This window comes from Paraconexibacter sp. AEG42_29 (assembly GCF_040581415.1).
Classification (GTDB): domain Bacteria; phylum Actinomycetota; class Thermoleophilia; order Solirubrobacterales; family Solirubrobacteraceae; genus Paraconexibacter.
Genome location: NZ_CP114014.1, coordinates 714,410 through 731,380 on the forward strand (window position 1 = coordinate 714,410; position 16,971 = coordinate 731,380).

A 16,971-nucleotide genomic window follows, 5' to 3' on the forward strand; every position below is an offset into this window, starting at 1 on the left:
GGCTAGCGGTCGATGCCTCCGAGGACCGGGTCCATCATCGCGAGCGTCGCGATGAGGTCGGCGACGTAGGCGTCCTGGCACATCGGCGCCGTCGCCTGCAGGTTGACGAACGAGGGGTCGCGCATGTGCACGCGCGCGGGCTTCGAGGAGCCGTCCGACCGCACGAAGCAGCCGAGCTCGCCGCGCGGGGACTCGATCGGGAAGTACGCCTCGCCCTCGGGGACCCGGAAGCCCTCGGTGACGAGCTTGAAGTGGTGGATCAGCGCCTCCATCGACGTCGCGAGCTCGTGCCGGGGCGGCAGTGAGATCTTGCGGTCGTCGGTGATGAACGGGCCCTCGGGCAGGCCCTCGAGCGCCTGCAGGATGATCGCGGAGGACTCCTTCATCTCCTGCATGCGGACGGCGAAGCGGTCGTAGTTGTCGCCGTCGACGCCGACCGGGATCTTGAAGTCGAAGTCCTCGTACGAGCAGTACGGCATCGCCTTGCGCAGGTCCCACGGGTTGCCGGCGGCGCGCAGCAGGGGGCCGGTGACGCCGAGCTCGAGCAGGACCGACTCGTCCAGCGGGCAGACGCCGCGCAGGCGCCGCAGCAGGATCTCGTTCTTGTTCAGCAGCGCGCCGTACTGGTCGACGCGGGTCGGCATCTTCTCGGCGAACTCCTTGACCTTCGCGGCCCAGCCGGCCGGGATGTCCTCGATGACGCCGCCGACCTGGAAGTAGCGCGTGTGCATGCGCTGGCCGGTCGAGTACTCGAACAGGTCGAGGATCGCCTCGCGCTCGCGGAAGCAGTACCAGAACATCGACATCGCGCCGAGGTCCAGGGCGCTCGTCCCGAGCCACACGAGGTGGCTCATGATGCGGTTGAGCTCCATGTGGATGACGCGCAGGTACTGGCCCCGCTTGGGGACCTCGGTCTGGGTCAGCGTCTCCACGGCGCCGCAGAAGGCGTAGGAGTTGAAGAAGTAGGCCAGGTAGTCCATCCGCTCGACGACGGGGATGACCTTCCAGTACGCCTTCTGCTCGGCGGTCTTCTCGATGCCGGTGTGGACGTAGCCGATGACCGGCTTGATGTCGCGGACGATCTCGCCGTCGAGCGTGACGAGCAGGCGCAGCACGCCGTGGGTCGCGGGGTGGTGCGGCCCCATGTTGAGGGTCAGGAGCTCGTGGGTCGCGCCGTCGCCGGGGAGGTGCTGCTCCATGGCGGAGAGGTCGATGCTCTCCTCCATCTGGCGGTACGCGCTCTTGGTCGGGACCTTCTCGACGCTCGACATCTAGTGGAACTCCCCCTGCGCGGTGTAGTCCTTCTCGTCGTCCTTGGTGAAGAGGACCGGCTCGCCGCCGATGGGGAAGTCGCGGCGCTGCGGGAAGCCCAGGTAGTCCTCGGGCATCAGGATGCGGCGCAGGTCCGGGTGCCCGGGGAAGTCGACGCCGAACATGTCGTAGACCTCGCGCTCCTGGTGGTTCGCGGTCGGCCACTCGGGGGTGACGGACGGGACCGCGGCCTCCGCGAGCGGGACGCGCACCTTCACGCGCACGCGATCGAGGGCGGTGCGGTCGAGCAGCTCGTACATCACGCCGAGGCGCGGCTCCTCGGGGTAGTAGTCGACCCCGTGCACGCTCATCAGGTGCCCGAAGCCCTCGCCCTTGAGCGCCTGCAGGACCTCGCGGATCGTGCCGGGCGCGGCCAGCAGCGTGGCCTGGTCGCGGAAGTGGACGGTGCCCAGGACGCTGCCGGGGACCGCATCGCCGACGGTCTGCGCGAGCAGCTCGAGGCCGGTCTGATCAGGCACGCGGAGCCTCCACCGGCGCGTCGGCCGGGTCCTCCTGGCGTGCCTCCTCGAGCAGCTGCTCACCTTCGTCGGGCAGGACCTCGATGGTCTCGCCGGCGCCGTAGCGCGTGCGCCAGCCCAGGGCCGGGTCCAGCTGGATCTGCTGGCGCAGCTTGAGGATCCCGTGCATCAGCGCCTCGGGCCGCGGCGGACAGCCGGGGACGTGGACGTCGACCGGCATGAACTTGTCCGCCGGGACGATCGCGTAGTTGTTGAAGACGCCCATCGAGGACGAGCACGCGCCCATCGCGATGGAGTACTTCGGCTCGAGCATCTGGTCGTAGATGCGGCGGACGACCGGGGCCATCTTGATCGAGACGCGGCCGGAGAGGATCAGCAGGTCGGCCTGGCGCGGGGAGGCGCGGAAGGCCTCGAACCCGAAGCGGGCGACGTCGACGCGGGCAGCGACGATCGACATCATCTCGATGGCGCAGCACGCGAGGCCGAAGGTCGCGGGGAACATCGCGTTGCCGCGGGCCCAGGCGACGGCCTTGTCCATCGTCGTCGTGATGATCTTCGACTGGACGTACTCCTCGAGCTCGGCGTCCGTGAGGTCGCCGCGGAGCAGGTCGCGGGAGCGGCGCTGCTCGATGCGGAAGCTCTCCTGCGAGCCGGCCGCGCGGGCAGGCCCGAGGTTGGTGCGGACTACCTCCATTCGAGGGCTCCTCTCCGCCAGACGTAGATGAAGGCCACGAACAGCAGTACGACGAACACGCTGATCTCGATGAGGGCGAAGGTCCCGTACTCACGCAGGTTCATCGCGACGGGGTAGAGGAACAACACCTCGATGTCGAACAGGATGAACAGCATGGCGATCAGGTAGAAGCTGATCCCGAAGCGGAAGCGCGACTGGATCTCCGACGGGATGCCGCACTCGTACGGATCGTTCTTGCTCTGGATCGGCTTGCTCTTGACGCCCACGAGCGTGTTGAGGACCGAGAAGAGGACGCCGACGGCCCCGCCGAGAACGAGGAAGACGATCGCTGGGAGATATCCACGCAGCATTGCCGACCGGTTCTATCACGTCTTTGTAACTTGTTGCTACTAAGTGACAGACCGCGCTATGGACGCCGTGGAACGATCGTTGTCAGGGCCTGACCATGACCTCCGGCGACCAGCCCGTGCCCCTGCTCTCGTCCTTCTCCTGGCGCATGCGGGCGCGGACCTTCGAGGTCGTCCCGCGCTTGCCCGAGGCGATCGTGATGGTGGTGTCGACGGTCCGCGTCAGCAGCGGCTTCCACGGTCCCGCGCCGCGCTTGACCTGGACGTCGTAGGCCTGGCCCTCGGTCGGCTCGACCGTGGCCCAGGTGAGCGTCAGCCGGCGCTGGAAGTTCTTCTTCAGCTCGGCGCGCCGCGCCTTCCCGGCCTTCGTCCTGGCGGGGATCCTCGGGGCCTTGTAGCCGGGGCCGAGCGCCGTCACGACCGGTGCCCGGAAGACCCCGCTCATCCGGCCCGGATGCACGCGGCAGATGTAGGTCGTGGTGCCGGCGAACGCGGTCAGCTCGACCGTGCTGCCCGGCCCGAAGCCGGCCGGGCTGGAGGCCGTCCCGCCGACGGCGTTGCCGGTCAGATCGAAGAGCCCGTGCGGCTCGGTGACGGTGTGCGGGGCGATCCGGTTCGTGTTCCGCCAGTGGATCGTCTGCCCGATCACGACGTCGGCCGTCGCCGGCGTGAAGCCGAGGTTCCCGAAGGCGTTCCCGTCCGCGGTCGCCTCCAGGACGGGCACGCCGGCGGTGTCCTGGGCGCGTGCGGGCAGGGCGCCGGCCCCGGCCGCCACCGTGATGCCCGCTGTCCCGATCGTCCCCATCAGTGCTGCCCTGCGCATCGCGTCCCTCTGTGTCCGGTCCGGTCACGCCGACGGTATCGACCGGGTGGTGGAAGGCGCGCCGCTTGACCCGGGCACCCCTGCCTGTGGGGAGCGCCCCCGCTCCCGACGGTGAATGGCGATCCACCCGGCTCGGGGCCGTGCGATCCGCCGGCGACCGCGTACCCTGCCTCGCTGTGCCGTCCGCCCTCTCCGTCACCGCGCTGCGCAAGTCGTTCGGGGACGTCCACGCGGTCGCGGGCCTGGACCTCGACGTGCCCGAGGGCACCTGCGTCGGGCTGCTCGGGCCCAACGGCGCCGGGAAGTCGACGACGATGAGAATCCTCACAGGTCAGACCCGGGCGGACGCCGGGACGATCACCGCGCTCGGCTGGAAGCTGCCCGAGGAGTCCAAGCAGGCGCGGGCGCAGATGGGCGTCGTCCCCCAGCTCGACAACCTCGACACCACGCTGAGCGCCCGGGACAACCTGCGGATCTTCGCGCGCCTTTACCGCGTGCCGGCGGGGGAGCGCGACGCCGCGGTCGCCCGTGGGCTGCAGATCGCGCGCCTGACCGAGCGTGCCGACGCGCTGACCGGGGCGTTGTCGGGCGGGATGCGGCGGCGGCTGCTGATCGCGCGGGCGCTGCTGCATCGGCCGCGGCTGCTGTTGCTGGACGAGCCGACGGTCGGCCTGGACCCCCAGGTGCGCCAGGAGCTGTGGGCGATGATCGACGGCCTGCGGACCGAGGGCACGTCGATCCTCATGACCACGCACTACATCGAGGAGGCCGAGCGCCTGGCGGACTCGGTGACGATCGTGGCGGCCGGCGCCGCGGTCGACGCCGGCCCCCCGTCCGAGCTCGTCGCCCGCCACGCGGGTGCCGAGGTCCGCGAGGTCTACGGCCCGCCGGCGCGGCTGGCCGAGATCGAGTCGGACGCGCATGCGGCGGGCTTCGCGACGCGGCGGACGGGGACCTCGGTCGCGATCCTGGGGGCCGAGGGCGCGGGCGACCGGCTGCCCGCCGGTGAGACTCGGGCCTCGCGCCTGGAGGACGTGTTCGTAAAGCTCACCGGTGAGGAAGTGTCATGAGCGACGGTCCTGCTCCGGCCCCCCGGCGCCGCCTGCGGCTGATCGAGTGGGACGCGATCACCGGCGTGATGATGCGCGAGGTCATCAACTTCGGCGCGGCGTGGAAGCAGGGCGTCTTCGCGTCGACCGTGCAGCCCGTCGTCTACCTGCTGGCGTTCGGCCTCGGCTTCGGGCAGCTCGTCGACGAGGTCGACGGCAAGGACTACATCGACTACGTCTCGACGGGGACGGTCGCCACCGCCGTCCTGTTCTCCACCGCCTTCAACGCGATGTTCGGCTCGTTCGTCAAGCGCGAGTTCCAGCGCACGTACGACGCGATCCTGTCCACGCCCGTGGACGTCGAGGAGCTCGTCACGGCCGAGGTGCTGTGGCTCGCGATCCGCGGCGGGCTGTTCGGCTCGGTCCCGATCCTGGTGGGGATCTGCTTCGGCCTCGACCCCGCCTGGACGACGATCTTCGTGGTGCCGGTGGCGATGCTCACCGGGTTCGGCTTCGCCGCGGCCGGGACCATGATCAGCGGGATGGTCCGCTCGATCGACGACTTCTCCTACGTCACGAGCGCGCTGTTCACCCCGTTGTTCCTCGTCGCCGGGACGTTCTTCCCGCTCACCGGGCTGCCCCTGTCGCTCCAGATCGCCGCCGAGCTGAACCCCCTGCACCACTGCGTGGAACTCGTCCGGGACTGCACGTTCGGCGCCCTCGACGCGATCGACCTGCTGCGGGTGGGCGCCCTCGTGCTGTTCGCCGGGCTGATGTGGTGGGGCGCCGTCAACCGCACCCGCAGGAAGCTCATCCAGTGACCGGGGCGGCGCAGGGGGTCGCGGTGGCGGCCGCCGTGGTGAACCTCGTCGTCGCGGCCTGGGGCGGGATCCTCTGGTACCGGGTGGCGGCGCAGGGCCGCGCGATCTGGCGCGGGGTGCGCGCGTCCCAGGCGGCGAGCGTGGTGCACGCCCTGGCCGTGGGCGGCCTCTACATCGGCGGCCTGGACCCGGCCGACGACCTGTACGTGCTCTACGTCGGCCTCCCGATCGCGGTCTCGTTCGTCGCCGAGCAGCTACGGGCGCTGTCGGCGCAGACGGTCCTGGACGCGCGCGGGCTGGAGGACGCGGCGGCGGTCGGGAAGCTCGACGCGGCGGCGCAGCAGTCGGTGGTCACCGCGATCCTGCGGCGGGAGCTGGGCGTGATGGCGGCGGCCTGCGCGGTCGCGACGTTCCTGCTGCTGCGCGCGGCCGACACCGTCTGACGCGTTCGCTGACCCCGCGTTCCGCCACCGCGGCGGTGGTCAACCCACGGATGAGGCCCGGCGCCGACCAGGTTGCCGCCGTGTCGAGAGCGGTCGCGCGGTGAAGCTGGCGACGACCGGTCCAGGGCCGGCGCCGGGATGGCCACCTCTTCGCCGCAGCCGCGGCGGTTCCTCCCGCGCCCGCGCCCGCGACGCCCCGCCCCGGCCCGGGCTCCTCAGCCCGTCTTCGGCGGCAGGATCGTCAGGGACCCGTAGGCCCCGAGGTTCTCGTGGTTGCCGATCGTGTCGGCCAGCCGGTACTCGCCCGGCTCGAGCAGCAGGTCGTCGCCGTCCTCGCCCCCGCTGCGGGCCTCGCCGCCGGGCGGCGCGTTGCCCGCCTGGGTGCCGACGATGTCGGGCTCCTCCTCGACGGGGGCGACCACGGCCTCCTCGTCCGGCTCCTCGTCCTCGTCTTCGACGCGCTCGATCTTGACCGTATGCGTCAGCTTTCCCACGTTCGTCGCGACGACCTTGATGCGCTGCGGATTCGTGGTCGCCTGGACCGTGATGTTCTGCGGCGTGATGCGGTATTCGTCGACCTTCACTCGCAGGACGGCGTCCTTGTCGACGACGGCGGTGGGCTCGCTCGCGCAGCCCGCGAGCACGGCGGCGGCGGCTGCGAGGGCGGGTGAGAGGCGGCGCGGGACGGACATGACCTCACACGATGATGACCGTTCCGTATTATCCACGCGGTCATGCGCCGTCCCGCTCTCGCCGCCCTCGCCACCGTCTCCCTCGCCTTCGCGCTCGGTGCGTGCGGTACCGAGGAGAACTCCGTGGTCGTCTCCAACGCGTCCGCGGACGTCAAGACGGGGTCCCGGCTGTTCGTCGAACGCTGCGCGAGCTGCCACACGCTCGACGCCGTCGGCGCCCAGGGGTCGAGCTACGACATCCGCGACAAGGAGCGGGTCGACGGCCCGAACTTCAACGTCCGCAAGGAGTGCGTCGAGAACGTGCTCTACGCGATCCGCAACGGTGGCTACTCGGGCGCGATCATGCCCGAGAACCTCGCGGTCGGGAAGGACGCCGAGGCGATCGCGCAGTTCCTCCAGAAGTACTCCGGCACCCAGCGCAAGTCGACTGCCGGCTCCGTGCAGCTGAAGTGCGCGGGCGAGTAGCCCCCGCGTAGCGCCCGGCAGGGCCTGCCGTTCTCCTGGCTGAGCGCGCTCTCATGTCGCGAGCGCTTGCGTCCCATCGCCGGTGCGGAGAGACTCGCGCCCGGCGCGTGGATGGTCCACGCCCGCGAGAGGGAGAGCGGCATGACGTACTTGGTGACGGGCGCGACGGGCTTCATCGGGCGGTTCCTGGTCGAGCGGCTGGTGGCGCGCGAAGGGGACATCCACGTGCTTGTCCGCGCCTCCTCGGTCCACAAGATCGACAAGCTCGCGGCGCGCCTCGGTCCGCAGGCCGCGGGACGCATCAAGCCCGTCGTCGGCGACCTCTCGCTGCCGAACCTCGGGATCGAGTGGAGCTGGGTCGAGGAGCACACGGGGACGATCGACCACGTCTTCCACCTCGCCGCCGTCTACGACATGGAGGCCGACGAGGAGGCCAACCGCGTCGCCAACGTCGGCGGGACACGGGAGGCGGTGAAGGTCGCCAACGCGCTGCGCGCGGGCGCCTTCCACCACACCTCGTCCGTCGCGGCCGCGGGCCTGTACAAGGGCGACTTCACCGAGGACATGTTCGACGAGGGCCAGCCCCTCGACCACCCGTACCACGCCACGAAGTTCGAGTCGGAGAAGATCGCCCGCGAGGAGACGACGATCCCGTGGCGCGTCTACCGGCCCGCGATCGTGCTCGGGCACTCGCAGACCGGCGAGATGGACAAGCTCGACGGGCCCTACTACTTCTTCAAGGCGCTGGCGCTGGCCGCCCACCTGCCCGGGATCATGCCCGCGATCGGGCCGCGGCTGGGGGAGACGAACGTGGTCCCCGTCGACTTCGTCGCCGCCGCGATGGACCACATCGCGCACGTCCCGGGCCTCGACGGGCACGCCTTCCACCTCGTGAGCCCGGAGCCGCAGGGCTCGATCGAGGTGCTCAACACGTTCGCGCGGGCCGCCGGTTCGCCGCAGCTGACGCAGGTGCTGCCGAAGGTGACCGTGCCGCTCGCGCTGAAGGTCCCCGGCGTGAAGGGCGCGCTGCTGCAGACGCTGGGCATCCCCGACGCCGCGCTCGAGTACATCGACTTCAGCGCACGCTTCGACACGGCCCGCACCGACGCCGCGTTGGCCGGGTCGGGCATCGCGGTCCCGCCGCTGGCGAGCTATGCGGACGTTCTCTGGCGCTACTGGCAGGTGCACATCGACGGGGACGGGACGGATCCGGCCGCCGGCACCACGGCGCGGGATCCGAACGAGAACCCGATCCGCCGGCCGCTGCGGAAGATCAACTCCACGATCTTCGGGCAGGTCAACAAGGTCGTCGAGTGGCACCGGCTGCCGCTGCCCCTCGCGCTGCTGAACCTGCGCGCGTTCCGCGACGAGATGCGCGAAGCGAACCTTTACGACCCCGCGTACATCGACGCCGCGGAGAACGGGAAGGCCGGCCAGAACGGCGTCCAGGAGATCCCGAAGTTCCGCACCTACGACGGGGCGATGAACGACCCGGCCCACCCGGACATGGGCAAGGCCGGGGCGCTCTTCGGCCGCAACCACCCGCTGGGCGCGTCCGTCCCGGAGACACCGCCGCGGCTGATGACGCCGAACCCGCGGGTCGTGGCCCGCAGCCTGCTCGAGCGCGACACGTTCAAGCCGGCGACCACGCTCAACTCGCTGGCGGCCGCCTGGATCCAGTTCCAGAACCACGACTGGTTCAGCCACGGGGACAACTCACCGACCGGAACGATGCAGGTCCCCCTGGACCCCTCCGATGCGTGGGGCGGCGAGCACATGGTCGTCCGGACCACCGCCGACGCGACGCAGTACATCAACACGGTCACGCACTGGTGGGACGGTTCGCAGATCTACGGCTCCTCCGAGGAGCACTGCCGGCAGATGCGCACCGGGGAGGGCGGCAAGATGATCGTCGAGGACGGTCGCCTGCCCAACGAGACCAAGGAGGGGCTCGACGGCATCGACCTGACCGGCTTCAGCGACAACTACTGGGTCGGCCTGTCGATCCTGCACACGCTGTTCGTCAAGGAGCACAACGCGATCAGCGACTACCTCGCGGGCCACAACCCGACCTGGAGCGACGAGAAGCTGTTCCACATCGCGCGTCTGGCCAACAGCGCGCTGATGGCGAAGATCCACACCGTCGAATGGACGCCGGGCATCCTCGCCACGCCCGTCCTGAAGCGCGGCATGAACGCGAACTGGTTCGGCGCGCTCCCCGAGTGGGCCAAGACGCGCCTGCCCCGGATCGATCCGCTCGAGGGCATCTTCGGGATCGTCGGCGGCGAGCAGGAGCACCACGCCGCGCCGTACGCGATCACCGAGGAGTTCGCGTCCGTCTACCGGCTGCACCCGCTGATCGCTGACGAGTGGTCCTTCCGGTCGCACCGCACGGGCGCGCTGATCCGCGAGGAGGAGTTCACGAACATCCAGGGCAAGGCGACGCGGTCGGTCGTCGACGAGCTCGGCTGGTCGGACCTCATCTACAGCTTCGGCACCTCGCACCCGGGCGCCATCACGCTGCACAACCACCCCCGCGCCCTGATGAACCTCACACGGGTCAACGGGGACCGGGTGGACATCGGCACGATCGACATCCTGCGCGACCGCGAGCGCGGCGTCCTGCGCTACAACGACTTCCGCCAGAAGCTCGGAAGGCCGGCGCTGAAGGCGTTCGCCGACATCACCGAGAACCCCGCGTGGGCCGCGGAGATCGAGGACATCTACGGCGGGGACCTCAACGCCGTCGACCTGCAGGTCGGCCTGATGGCGGAGACGCCGCCCAAGGGCTTCGGCTTCAGCGACACCGCCTTCCGGATCTTCATCCTGATGGCGTCGCGGCGGCTGAAGAGCGACCGCTTCTTCACGAACGACTACACGCCCGAGGTCTACACCCACGAGGGCCTGGACTGGGTCGCCCGCAACACGATGGGGTCGGTCCTCCTGCGCCACCACCCCGAGCTGGCGCCCGCGCTCGAGGGCGTTGAGAACGCGTTCGGACCGTGGAAGGACGTCGGGTAGCCGATGCGCGAGCTGCCGTCCGCCTCGATCGTCGACTCGGTCCAGTTCAACCAGGCCGTCATCGTCCCGAACGCCGTCCAGGGCCTGTTCCGGCGGCGGCCGGCGGCGGTCGGCGTCGCCACGCGGCTCGGCCTCGACGGGCGCGCGATCCGGCTGATGGAGGGCCTGCGGTCGCGCTACGGGCCCGGCCCCGTCTGGATCCGCGTGATGACCGATCAAGCGCTGCTGTGCCTCGACGTCGCCGACGTGGCCCGGGTGCTGGACGGCTCGCCGCACCCGTTCGCGTCCGACCCCGCGGCCAAGAAGAAGGGCATGGGCGTCTTCCAGCCCGACGCGCTGACGATCTCCCGCGGGGAGTTGTGGGCCAACCGGCGGGCGTTCACCGAGGCGGTGCTCGAGAGCCCGGCGGAGGTGCACTCGCTCGTGGGCGCGTTCCTGGAGGTCGTCGTCGAGGAGACGGACGCGATGTTCGACGGCCTCGGCGGGCCGGGTGCGACCCTCGATCCGGACGCCTTCAGCGCGATGTTCCGGCGCATCGTGCGGCGGGTGGTCCTGGGCGACCCGGCGGCGGGCGACGAGGAGCTGAGCGAGCTGTTGGCGGCGCTGATGAGCGAGGCGAACGGCCTGCCGTCGGACCCGTCCGAGCACTACCCGGCGTACCTCGACCGGCTGCAGTCCCACGTCGATGCCGCGGAGCCGGGGTCGCTCGTCTCGCTGTTCGGCGCCGCGCCGCAGGACGTCGACACGCGGGTCACCGGACAGGTGACCCACTGGCTGTTCGCCCTGCAGGACACGCTCGCGACGAACGCCCTGCGGACCCTGGCGCTGATCGCGACGCACCCCGAGCAGCGCGCCGTGGTCCTGGGGGAGCTGGAGGGGGACGAGGCGCCGTACCTCGCCGCCTGCCTGCAGGAGGCGATGCGCCTGTTCCCGACGACGCCGCTGCTGTCCCGCGAGACCGTCGTAGACGTCGCCTGGCATGGGGTGAGCGTGCCGGCGGGCACGCAGGTGCTGATCGTCAACGGATTCCATCACCGGGATCGCACCGCACTGGACTACGCCGATCGCTTCGCCCCTGAGGAGTGGACCGACGGCAGCGCGGGCAGCGAGCGGGCGTTCAACCACTTCAGCCAGGGGCCGCAGGGCTGCCCGGGCCGCAACCTCGCCCTGCTGCTGGGGACGGCGGTGCTCGCGCAGACGCTGCGGGCCTGGCCGGGCCTGGAGGTCACCGCGGGCGCCGACGGCCTCGACCCCGCGGCGCCGCTGCCCTACAGCCTGAACCCCTACGCGCTGCGCTTCGGGCCGGGGGTCGTCCTGCCCGCGGCAGGCGTGCGGTGACGTAGGCTGCGCGCGTGCGCCGGTCCGTCGTCGTCGTCCTGCTGCTGCTCGCCCCGGTGCTCGGCGCCGTGCTCGCAGCGCCGTCGCAGGCCTGCGCCTGCGGCATCGCGCTGCAGGCGGACGTGACCCGCGAGCGCGCGCTCGTCATCCAGCGCGGCGCGGGTCGCGAGGAGATAGTGGCGTCCTTCGACCTCGAGGTCGACGACGGCGGGACCGCCGCCGTCGTGCTCCCGGTCCCAGGCGACCCGACGGTCGAGGCGGTCGACGGTGACCCACTCGGGTACCTGGACGCCGCGACGGCGCCGAAGCCCTCGGGCGACGAGACGGGCGCGGCGGGCGGCGCGGCGGCCCCGGGGGCAGGCGTGGACGTCATCGGCCGCGAGACCGTCGGCGGCTACGACGTCTCCCGCCTGCGCGCGGACGACCCACGTGCGCTCGCGACCTGGCTGCAGGAGAACGGCTACACGCTGCCCCCTGACGCCGGCCCGATCCTGAAGCAGTACGTCGAACGCGGCTGGCGGTACGTGGCGATCCGCCTGGCCGAGGGCGAGGAGGGGGCGCTGAAGCCGCTGCGCGTCGCGTTCCCGTCACGGCAGCTGGTCTACCCGATGCGGCTGAGCAGCCTGTCCGAGCGGCCGGTCTCGGTGACGTTGTACGTCCTGGCGGGGGCCGAGCAGCAGGTGCCGATCCTGTCGACGTCGTTCGCGGAGCCGGTCGCGAGGCTCGACCCGCAGCCCCCGCCGGAGCTCGGCGACCTGTTCGAGGGCGGGACGTTCGTGACGAAGTTCGTCGCGGAGTCCGTCCCCCCGTCGGAGTTCCGGCGTGACCTGGTCATCACCCCGGCGCCGGCCGCGGTCCGCGCGCCCGGGATCGCCGGCCAGGGCGACGGCGAAGGTGTCGCCTGGTGGATCGTCGTCGGCGGGCTGGTGGTGTTCGGCGGCGCGGCCGTCACGGCCGGCCTGCGCCCGCCGCGTCCGCGCGCCTGAGGACCAGATCCGCAGCACCCGGCTAAGGTCCCGCAGCGATGCTCGACCTCAAGCTCCTGCGGACCGAGACCGACGCCGTGCGCACCGCGCTCGCCCGGCGGGGGCCGGGGGTCGCCGAGTCCCTCGACGCCGTCCTCGCGCTCGACGGCCGGCGCCGCGAGCTGATCCCCCAGACCGAGTCGCTGAAGGCCGAGCAGAACGCCGCCGGCGCGGCGATCGCCGCGGCGAAGAAGGCGGGCGAGGACGCCGCGGACGCCATCGCGGCGATGTCCGCGGTCAAGGCGCGCGGGCAGGCGCTCGGCGAGGAGCTGACCGCGGTCGAGGCCGAGCTCGACGCCAAGCTCGCGGCGCTGCCCAACCTGCCCGACGCCACCGCGGCCGACGCGGACACCGTCCTGGCCGAGAAGGGCACGATCCGCGAGCTCGGGTTCGAGGCCCGCGACCACCAGGACCTCGCCGGCGACCGCATCGACATGGAGCGCGGCGCGCGCCTGTCCGGTTCGCGCTTCGCCTACCTGAAGGGCGACCTCGTCTTCCTCGAGCTCGCGCTCGTCCGCTGGACGCTCGACAAGCTGAAGGGCCACGGCTTCACGCCCGTCGTCCCGCCGGTCCTGGTCCGCGAGGAGGCGCTGTACGGCACCGGGTTCCTGCCCGACACCGAGCAGCAGATCTACCACCTGCCCGCCGACGACCTCTACCTGGTCGGCACGTCCGAGGTCGCGCTGGCGTCCCTGCACGCCGGCGAGATCCTGGACGAGGAGCAGCTGCCCGTGCAGTACGCCGGCTTCTCGCCGTGCTTCCGCCGCGAGGCGGGCGCCGCCGGCCGCGACACCCGCGGCATCTTCCGCGTGCACCAGTTCGACAAGGTCGAGATGTTCGCGTTCGTCAGGCCGGAGGACAGCGTCGAGTGGCACGACCGGCTGCTGTCGATCGAGGAGGAGATCCTCACCGAGCTCGAGCTGCCCTACCGGGTGGTGAACATCGCGGTCGACGACCTCGGCGCGAGCGCCGCGAAGAAGTACGACTGCGAGGCGTGGCTGCCCGGCCAGGGGAAGTACCGCGAGCTGACCTCGACGTCCAACACGACCGACTTCCAGGCGCGCCGGCTGGACATCCGCTACCGGCCGGCCGGGGGGAAGAAGCCGATCACGCTGCACACGCTCAACGGGACCGCGGTTGCCGTCGGGCGCACGATCGTCGCGCTGCTCGAGAACGGCCAGCAGGCCGACGGGTCGATCGCGATCCCGGCAGCGCTGCAGGCCCACGGCCTGCCTGCGGCTCTCGGCGCCGCCTAGGGCCGCGCGGGCCGGGCCTGACCGGCCCTCGACCGGGCGCGAGGTGGGCCGTCAGGATGCGGACGGGTCACCGTCACACGCCGGCGGGCCCCGCGTTCCCATGGCATGCCCACCACCCGCCGCATCACCTCCTCCCGCCGCGCCGCCGGCGTCGTCCTGGCGCTCGGGGCCGCGCTGGCCGCCGGCGTGCAGGCCACCCCGGCGAACGCCGACGAGCCCGTGCAGCAGACGCCCACCGGTCTCGGCCTCACCGCGGACGCCGGGTACGTCGCCTGGCAGGCGCAGGACGCCCGCAAGGGCCCGTTCCGGTTCCACGTCCTGAAGGCCGGCGCGCCGGCGGGGACCGCGCCGACGGTGATCGGCCCGGCGCTGACGCGCGGCACGAACCTCGACGTCGGGCGCGGCCGGGACGGGAGCGCCCAGCTGGTGTGGGCGGAGGGCTGCTCGCTGAAGGCGGCCCGCTGCGCGGTCCGGACCCTCGCGGCGACCGGCGGCACGCCCAAGCTCCTCACGCGCATCCCGTACACGGGCAACGGCACGCCCCACGTCGCGCTCGACGGGGCGCGGCTCGTCTACACGCAGGCCGTGTACACGCGCCCGTCCGGCACCGGCAAGAAGCGCAAGGCCTGCGACTCGCTGCGCACCCGCACGCTGACGGCGGGCGGTCGGCCGCGGCAGCTCGTCCTCGGGACGGGCTGCGTGCCGGTCCTGCAGCTGGACGTCGAGGGCTCCTGGGTCGCGGTGCTGATCAACCGCGGCAACGTCTACTCGGGCGGGGACCCGACCGAGGCCCGCGTGATCCGCACCGACGGCCGCGGGTCCCGCTCGCTCGAGCGCGAGAGCCAGGGCGAGGAGTCCAACTACATCGACAGCATCGCCATCGACCGCGGCCGCGTCTACACCGCGCTCGGCGGCCAGCGTCAGGCCAACCTCTTCCGGCGCTTCGACCCCGCCACCGGGCGCCGCAGCGACACGCGCCTGTTCAGCGCGTTCTCGGGCGGGTTCGCCCGCGACGGCGGCCACCAGTACTGGGTCCAGCCCGGGACGGGCAACGCGTACGACGCCGACTGCTACGAGGACACGGGGGCACCGTGCCTGCTCGTCGCCGGCCCGGATCCGTGGGCGGGACGCCGCACGCTGCTGGCCCAGGTGAGGATGGACCAGCCCGAGCCGGTGTACGTCGACCGCGCGGTCACGCTGACCGGCGTGGTGACCCGCACCGTCGCCGACCGCGTCAAGCGCCAGGTGACCTCGCCGCAGCTCGGGGTGCCGATCCAGCTCACCACGTCGATGCTCGACGACCAGGGCCAGAGGGCGCCGTTCACGCCGATCGGACAGGCGACGACGAGCGGGGCGGACGGCACCTGGTCCGTCACCGTCCCGGCCCCCCAGCAGGTGCACCGCGGGTTCGACGTGCACGCCGGCGGGCCTGGGGCGTTCGACGTCCTGCGCTCCGGCGACGCGCTGTTCCCGACCGTCTACACGCACCTGGACGCGACCGCACAGAGCCGATCGGGCGGCAACGTCACTGTGACCGGCACGATCGACCCGCCGCAGCCCGGCCGCAAGGTCGTCCTGAACCGCCGCTCGACCCGTGTCTGCAACGACCCGTTCGGCACGTGGCGTCCGTCGCCGGCCCAGGTCGGCGTGCCCAAGGGCTGCCACGACACCTTCAAGGGCCTCGGCTCTGCGGCGGTGAGCGCGGACGGCGCGTCGTTCACGATCACGCGGCCGAGCGGTGGTGGGGTGTTCTGGGTGGCGCTCGACAACCCGAAGTTCGGTCAGCTCGGTGGCGAGACCGCGCAGCTGACGGTGCCGTAGCCCGGGCCCGGGCCCGGGCCCGGGCCCCGGCCCGGGGTTGGGGCGGGAGCGCCGGTCAGTAGCCGTCGCGGCGCAGGGCGGCGACGACGATGTCCGCCGCGATCGACGCGCCCGCGACGTTCAGGTGCACGCCGTCCGGCTGGCGGACCGACACCGTGCGGCCGCCGTAGGAGATGACCTGCCGGAAGCGCCCGCCCGGCGTGAACGTCCGGCGCAGGTCGACGACCGTCACGTCGTCGGCGTCGAAGCGCCGCCCGGCGTCCTCGATTGCGCGGTTCACGACGCGGAAGACGCGCTGGAACGCGGCGGCGCGGGCGTCCGGGAGCAGGAGCCAGTAGACCCGCGCGCGGCCACCGCGTAGGTAGGTCCGCATCATTCCCGCGACGCGGTCGGCGTAGGAGTCCTGCCACGCCTGCCCGCAGCACGCGACGCTCCCGCCCCCGCGGCGCGGCATCGAGTAGCCGTCGTTGGCGCCGATGATCATCACCGTCGCGTCCGGCTTGAGCGCGCCGGCCGAGCCGCGGGCGTGCGCGGGCCAGTTCAGCTCGAACGGCTTGGAGAGCCCCGTGGAGATGTGGGCGTCGCTCGTCACGCGGCCGCCGCTCGCCCGCAGCCGCCGCGCCAGGAAGCCGTCCACGATCTGGATCTGCGAGTCCCCGGTCGCCAGCAGGCGGAACGCGCCGCCGGGCCGCCGGGCCGTGACGGTGCGGGCGGCGCGCTGGCCGAACGGCGTGCGCAGCTCGATGCGGTAGCGGCCGATCCGGGGGGTCGGGACGCTCAGGGCGCGGCGCGTCTGACCGGCGCCGAGGCGGACCGGCCGGCAGGCGGGCGTGCGGCCCGCCGGTCCGCTGCAGACCGTCGCCTCGAGGTCGCCGACCGCGAACCGGTCGAGCAGGCTCACGGTGACCGTGCCGCCGGGTCGCGCTGCGGTCGCGCGCAGCTCGATCCGGCGGTTGCAGGCCGGGGTGGTCACCGTGGTGCGGTCGCGCTGTGTGGTCCCGTCCGGGAGCGTGGCCGTGACGTCGAAGGCCCGGCTGCGCCGGCGGTCGCAGCGCCAGGCGGTCAGCCGCTGGCGTCCGCCGGTCGGGCCGCGCAGCGTGAGGCCCGCGACGGGGACGTCGACCTCGCCGACCGCTTCGGTGACGGCGATCGTGCTGCCCGGGACGCCGGTCACGGTCAGGTTGATCCAGCCACGCTCCTTGACCCGCGCGGCGGCGGACAGATCCGCCGGGGCGGCCGGGGGCAGCGGCGTCGCGGCGGCGGCGGCGGCTGTCTGCGCGAGGCCGGCGGCCAGCAGCAGGGTGACGATCAACTTGGTGGTGCGCCGCATCGCGGGGCGCGACGCTACCGGTTCTGCGCCAGCGAGCCGCAGGAATCCTGCCGGGC

General features: G+C 72.2%; 16 protein-coding genes. 9 read left to right on the plus strand and 7 right to left on the minus strand.

The genetic code is table 11. The annotated features are described in order from the left end of the window. Positions 1-2 precede the first annotated feature (2 nt). The 5 genes from nuoD to DSM112329_RS03420 all read right to left on the minus strand — a co-directional run bounded on the left by nuoD (position 3) and on the right by DSM112329_RS03420 (position 3,654). On the minus strand, positions 3-1,271 hold the full coding sequence (gene nuoD, locus DSM112329_RS03400; RefSeq protein WP_354700404.1) for an NADH dehydrogenase (quinone) subunit D: 1,269 nt from the start codon (positions 1,269-1,271) through the stop codon (positions 3-5). After that, positions 1,272-1,790: an NADH-quinone oxidoreductase subunit C gene (locus DSM112329_RS03405; RefSeq protein ID WP_354700405.1), complete on the minus strand. Its 519-nt coding sequence runs from the start codon at positions 1,788-1,790 to the stop codon at positions 1,272-1,274. It abuts the gene before it with no gap. Next, positions 1,783-2,484 carry an NADH-quinone oxidoreductase subunit B family protein gene (locus DSM112329_RS03410; protein WP_354700406.1) on the minus strand — a complete coding sequence of 234 codons (702 nt, stop codon included), beginning with the start codon at positions 2,482-2,484 and terminating at the stop codon, positions 1,783-1,785. Before DSM112329_RS03410 ends, DSM112329_RS03405 begins: the two co-directional genes overlap by 8 nt. Continuing rightward, positions 2,475-2,834, minus strand: coding sequence for an NADH-quinone oxidoreductase subunit A (ndhC, locus tag DSM112329_RS03415; protein ID WP_354700407.1), 360 nt, complete (start codon positions 2,832-2,834; stop codon positions 2,475-2,477). Before ndhC ends, DSM112329_RS03410 begins: the two co-directional genes overlap by 10 nt. 82 nt (positions 2,835-2,916) lie before the next feature. Beyond that, positions 2,917-3,654, minus strand: coding sequence for a hypothetical protein (locus DSM112329_RS03420; RefSeq protein ID WP_354700408.1), 738 nt, complete (start codon positions 3,652-3,654; stop codon positions 2,917-2,919). A gap of 176 nt (positions 3,655-3,830) precedes the next feature. Between DSM112329_RS03420 and DSM112329_RS03425 the strand changes: the two genes are divergently transcribed. Genes DSM112329_RS03425 through DSM112329_RS03435 form a run of 3 tightly spaced genes read left to right on the plus strand, consistent with a single transcriptional unit; the run spans position 3,831 to position 5,967 of the window. Continuing rightward, complete coding sequence (locus DSM112329_RS03425; RefSeq protein WP_354700409.1) at positions 3,831-4,724, plus strand: ABC transporter ATP-binding protein; 894 nt, start codon at positions 3,831-3,833, stop codon at positions 4,722-4,724. Continuing rightward, the gene (locus DSM112329_RS03430; protein WP_354700410.1) at positions 4,721-5,524 is read left to right on the plus strand and encodes an ABC transporter permease; all 804 of its coding nucleotides are present in this window, start codon (positions 4,721-4,723) and stop codon (positions 5,522-5,524) included. The genes DSM112329_RS03425 and DSM112329_RS03430 overlap by 4 nt, the downstream gene beginning before the upstream one ends. Beyond that, complete coding sequence (locus DSM112329_RS03435) at positions 5,521-5,967, plus strand: hypothetical protein (protein ID WP_354700411.1); 447 nt, start codon at positions 5,521-5,523, stop codon at positions 5,965-5,967. The genes DSM112329_RS03430 and DSM112329_RS03435 overlap by 4 nt, the downstream gene beginning before the upstream one ends. A 215-nt stretch (positions 5,968-6,182) precedes the next feature. On the opposite strand, the gene DSM112329_RS03440 is transcribed toward DSM112329_RS03435, so the two are convergent. Next, entirely contained in the window at positions 6,183-6,659 is a 477-nt protein-coding gene (locus DSM112329_RS03440; protein ID WP_354700412.1) for a hypothetical protein, read from the minus strand. 42 nt (positions 6,660-6,701) lie between these two features. On the opposite strand from DSM112329_RS03440, the gene DSM112329_RS03445 reads away from it, so the two are divergent. The 6 genes from DSM112329_RS03445 to DSM112329_RS03470 all read left to right on the plus strand — a co-directional run bounded on the left by DSM112329_RS03445 (position 6,702) and on the right by DSM112329_RS03470 (position 15,585). Continuing rightward, the gene (locus DSM112329_RS03445; RefSeq protein ID WP_354700413.1) at positions 6,702-7,124 is read left to right on the plus strand and encodes a c-type cytochrome; all 423 of its coding nucleotides are present in this window, start codon (positions 6,702-6,704) and stop codon (positions 7,122-7,124) included. 141 nt (positions 7,125-7,265) lie between these two features. Continuing rightward, entirely contained in the window at positions 7,266-10,145 is a 2,880-nt protein-coding gene (locus DSM112329_RS03450; RefSeq protein ID WP_354700414.1) for a peroxidase family protein, read from the plus strand. Between the two features lie 3 nt (positions 10,146-10,148). Continuing rightward, positions 10,149-11,483, plus strand: a complete 1,335-nt coding sequence (locus DSM112329_RS03455) for a cytochrome P450 (protein WP_354700415.1) — start codon at positions 10,149-10,151, stop codon at positions 11,481-11,483. A gap of 14 nt (positions 11,484-11,497) precedes the next feature. After that, positions 11,498-12,469, plus strand: a complete 972-nt coding sequence (locus tag DSM112329_RS03460) for a DUF2330 domain-containing protein (RefSeq protein ID WP_354700416.1) — start codon at positions 11,498-11,500, stop codon at positions 12,467-12,469. A 38-nt stretch (positions 12,470-12,507) separates the two neighbouring features. After that, positions 12,508-13,764, plus strand: coding sequence for a serine--tRNA ligase (gene serS, locus DSM112329_RS03465; RefSeq protein ID WP_354700417.1), 1,257 nt, complete (start codon positions 12,508-12,510; stop codon positions 13,762-13,764). A gap of 105 nt (positions 13,765-13,869) precedes the next feature. Then, positions 13,870-15,585, plus strand: a complete 1,716-nt coding sequence (locus DSM112329_RS03470) for a hypothetical protein (protein WP_354700418.1) — start codon at positions 13,870-13,872, stop codon at positions 15,583-15,585. A gap of 55 nt (positions 15,586-15,640) precedes the next feature. On the opposite strand, the gene DSM112329_RS03475 is transcribed toward DSM112329_RS03470, so the two are convergent. After that, complete coding sequence (locus DSM112329_RS03475) at positions 15,641-16,915, minus strand: GDSL-type esterase/lipase family protein (protein WP_354700419.1); 1,275 nt, start codon at positions 16,913-16,915, stop codon at positions 15,641-15,643. Between the last annotated feature and the right edge of the window lie 56 nt (positions 16,916-16,971).

Bases quoted from the DNA above. Each gene is read 5' to 3' on its own strand.
- nuoD (WP_354700404.1), bottom strand. From the start codon at position 1,271: ATGTCGAGCGTCGAGAAGGTCCCGACCAAGAGCGCGTACCGCCAGATG.
- DSM112329_RS03410 (WP_354700406.1), bottom strand. From the start codon at position 2,484: ATGGAGGTAGTCCGCACCAACCTCGGGCCTGCCCGCGCGGCCGGCTCG.
- ndhC (WP_354700407.1), bottom strand. From the start codon at position 2,834: ATGCTGCGTGGATATCTCCCAGCGATCGTCTTCCTCGTTCTCGGCGGG.
- DSM112329_RS03420 (WP_354700408.1), bottom strand. From the start codon at position 3,654: ATGCGCAGGGCAGCACTGATGGGGACGATCGGGACAGCGGGCATCACG.
- DSM112329_RS03430 (WP_354700410.1), top strand. From the start codon at position 4,721: ATGAGCGACGGTCCTGCTCCGGCCCCCCGGCGCCGCCTGCGGCTGATC.
- DSM112329_RS03440 (WP_354700412.1), bottom strand. From the start codon at position 6,659: ATGTCCGTCCCGCGCCGCCTCTCACCCGCCCTCGCAGCCGCCGCCGCC.
- DSM112329_RS03445 (WP_354700413.1), top strand. From the start codon at position 6,702: ATGCGCCGTCCCGCTCTCGCCGCCCTCGCCACCGTCTCCCTCGCCTTC.
- DSM112329_RS03450 (WP_354700414.1), top strand. From the start codon at position 7,266: ATGACGTACTTGGTGACGGGCGCGACGGGCTTCATCGGGCGGTTCCTG.
- DSM112329_RS03455 (WP_354700415.1), top strand. From the start codon at position 10,149: ATGCGCGAGCTGCCGTCCGCCTCGATCGTCGACTCGGTCCAGTTCAAC.
- serS (WP_354700417.1), top strand. From the start codon at position 12,508: ATGCTCGACCTCAAGCTCCTGCGGACCGAGACCGACGCCGTGCGCACC.
- DSM112329_RS03470 (WP_354700418.1), top strand. From the start codon at position 13,870: ATGCCCACCACCCGCCGCATCACCTCCTCCCGCCGCGCCGCCGGCGTC.
- DSM112329_RS03475 (WP_354700419.1), bottom strand. From the start codon at position 16,915: ATGCGGCGCACCACCAAGTTGATCGTCACCCTGCTGCTGGCCGCCGGC.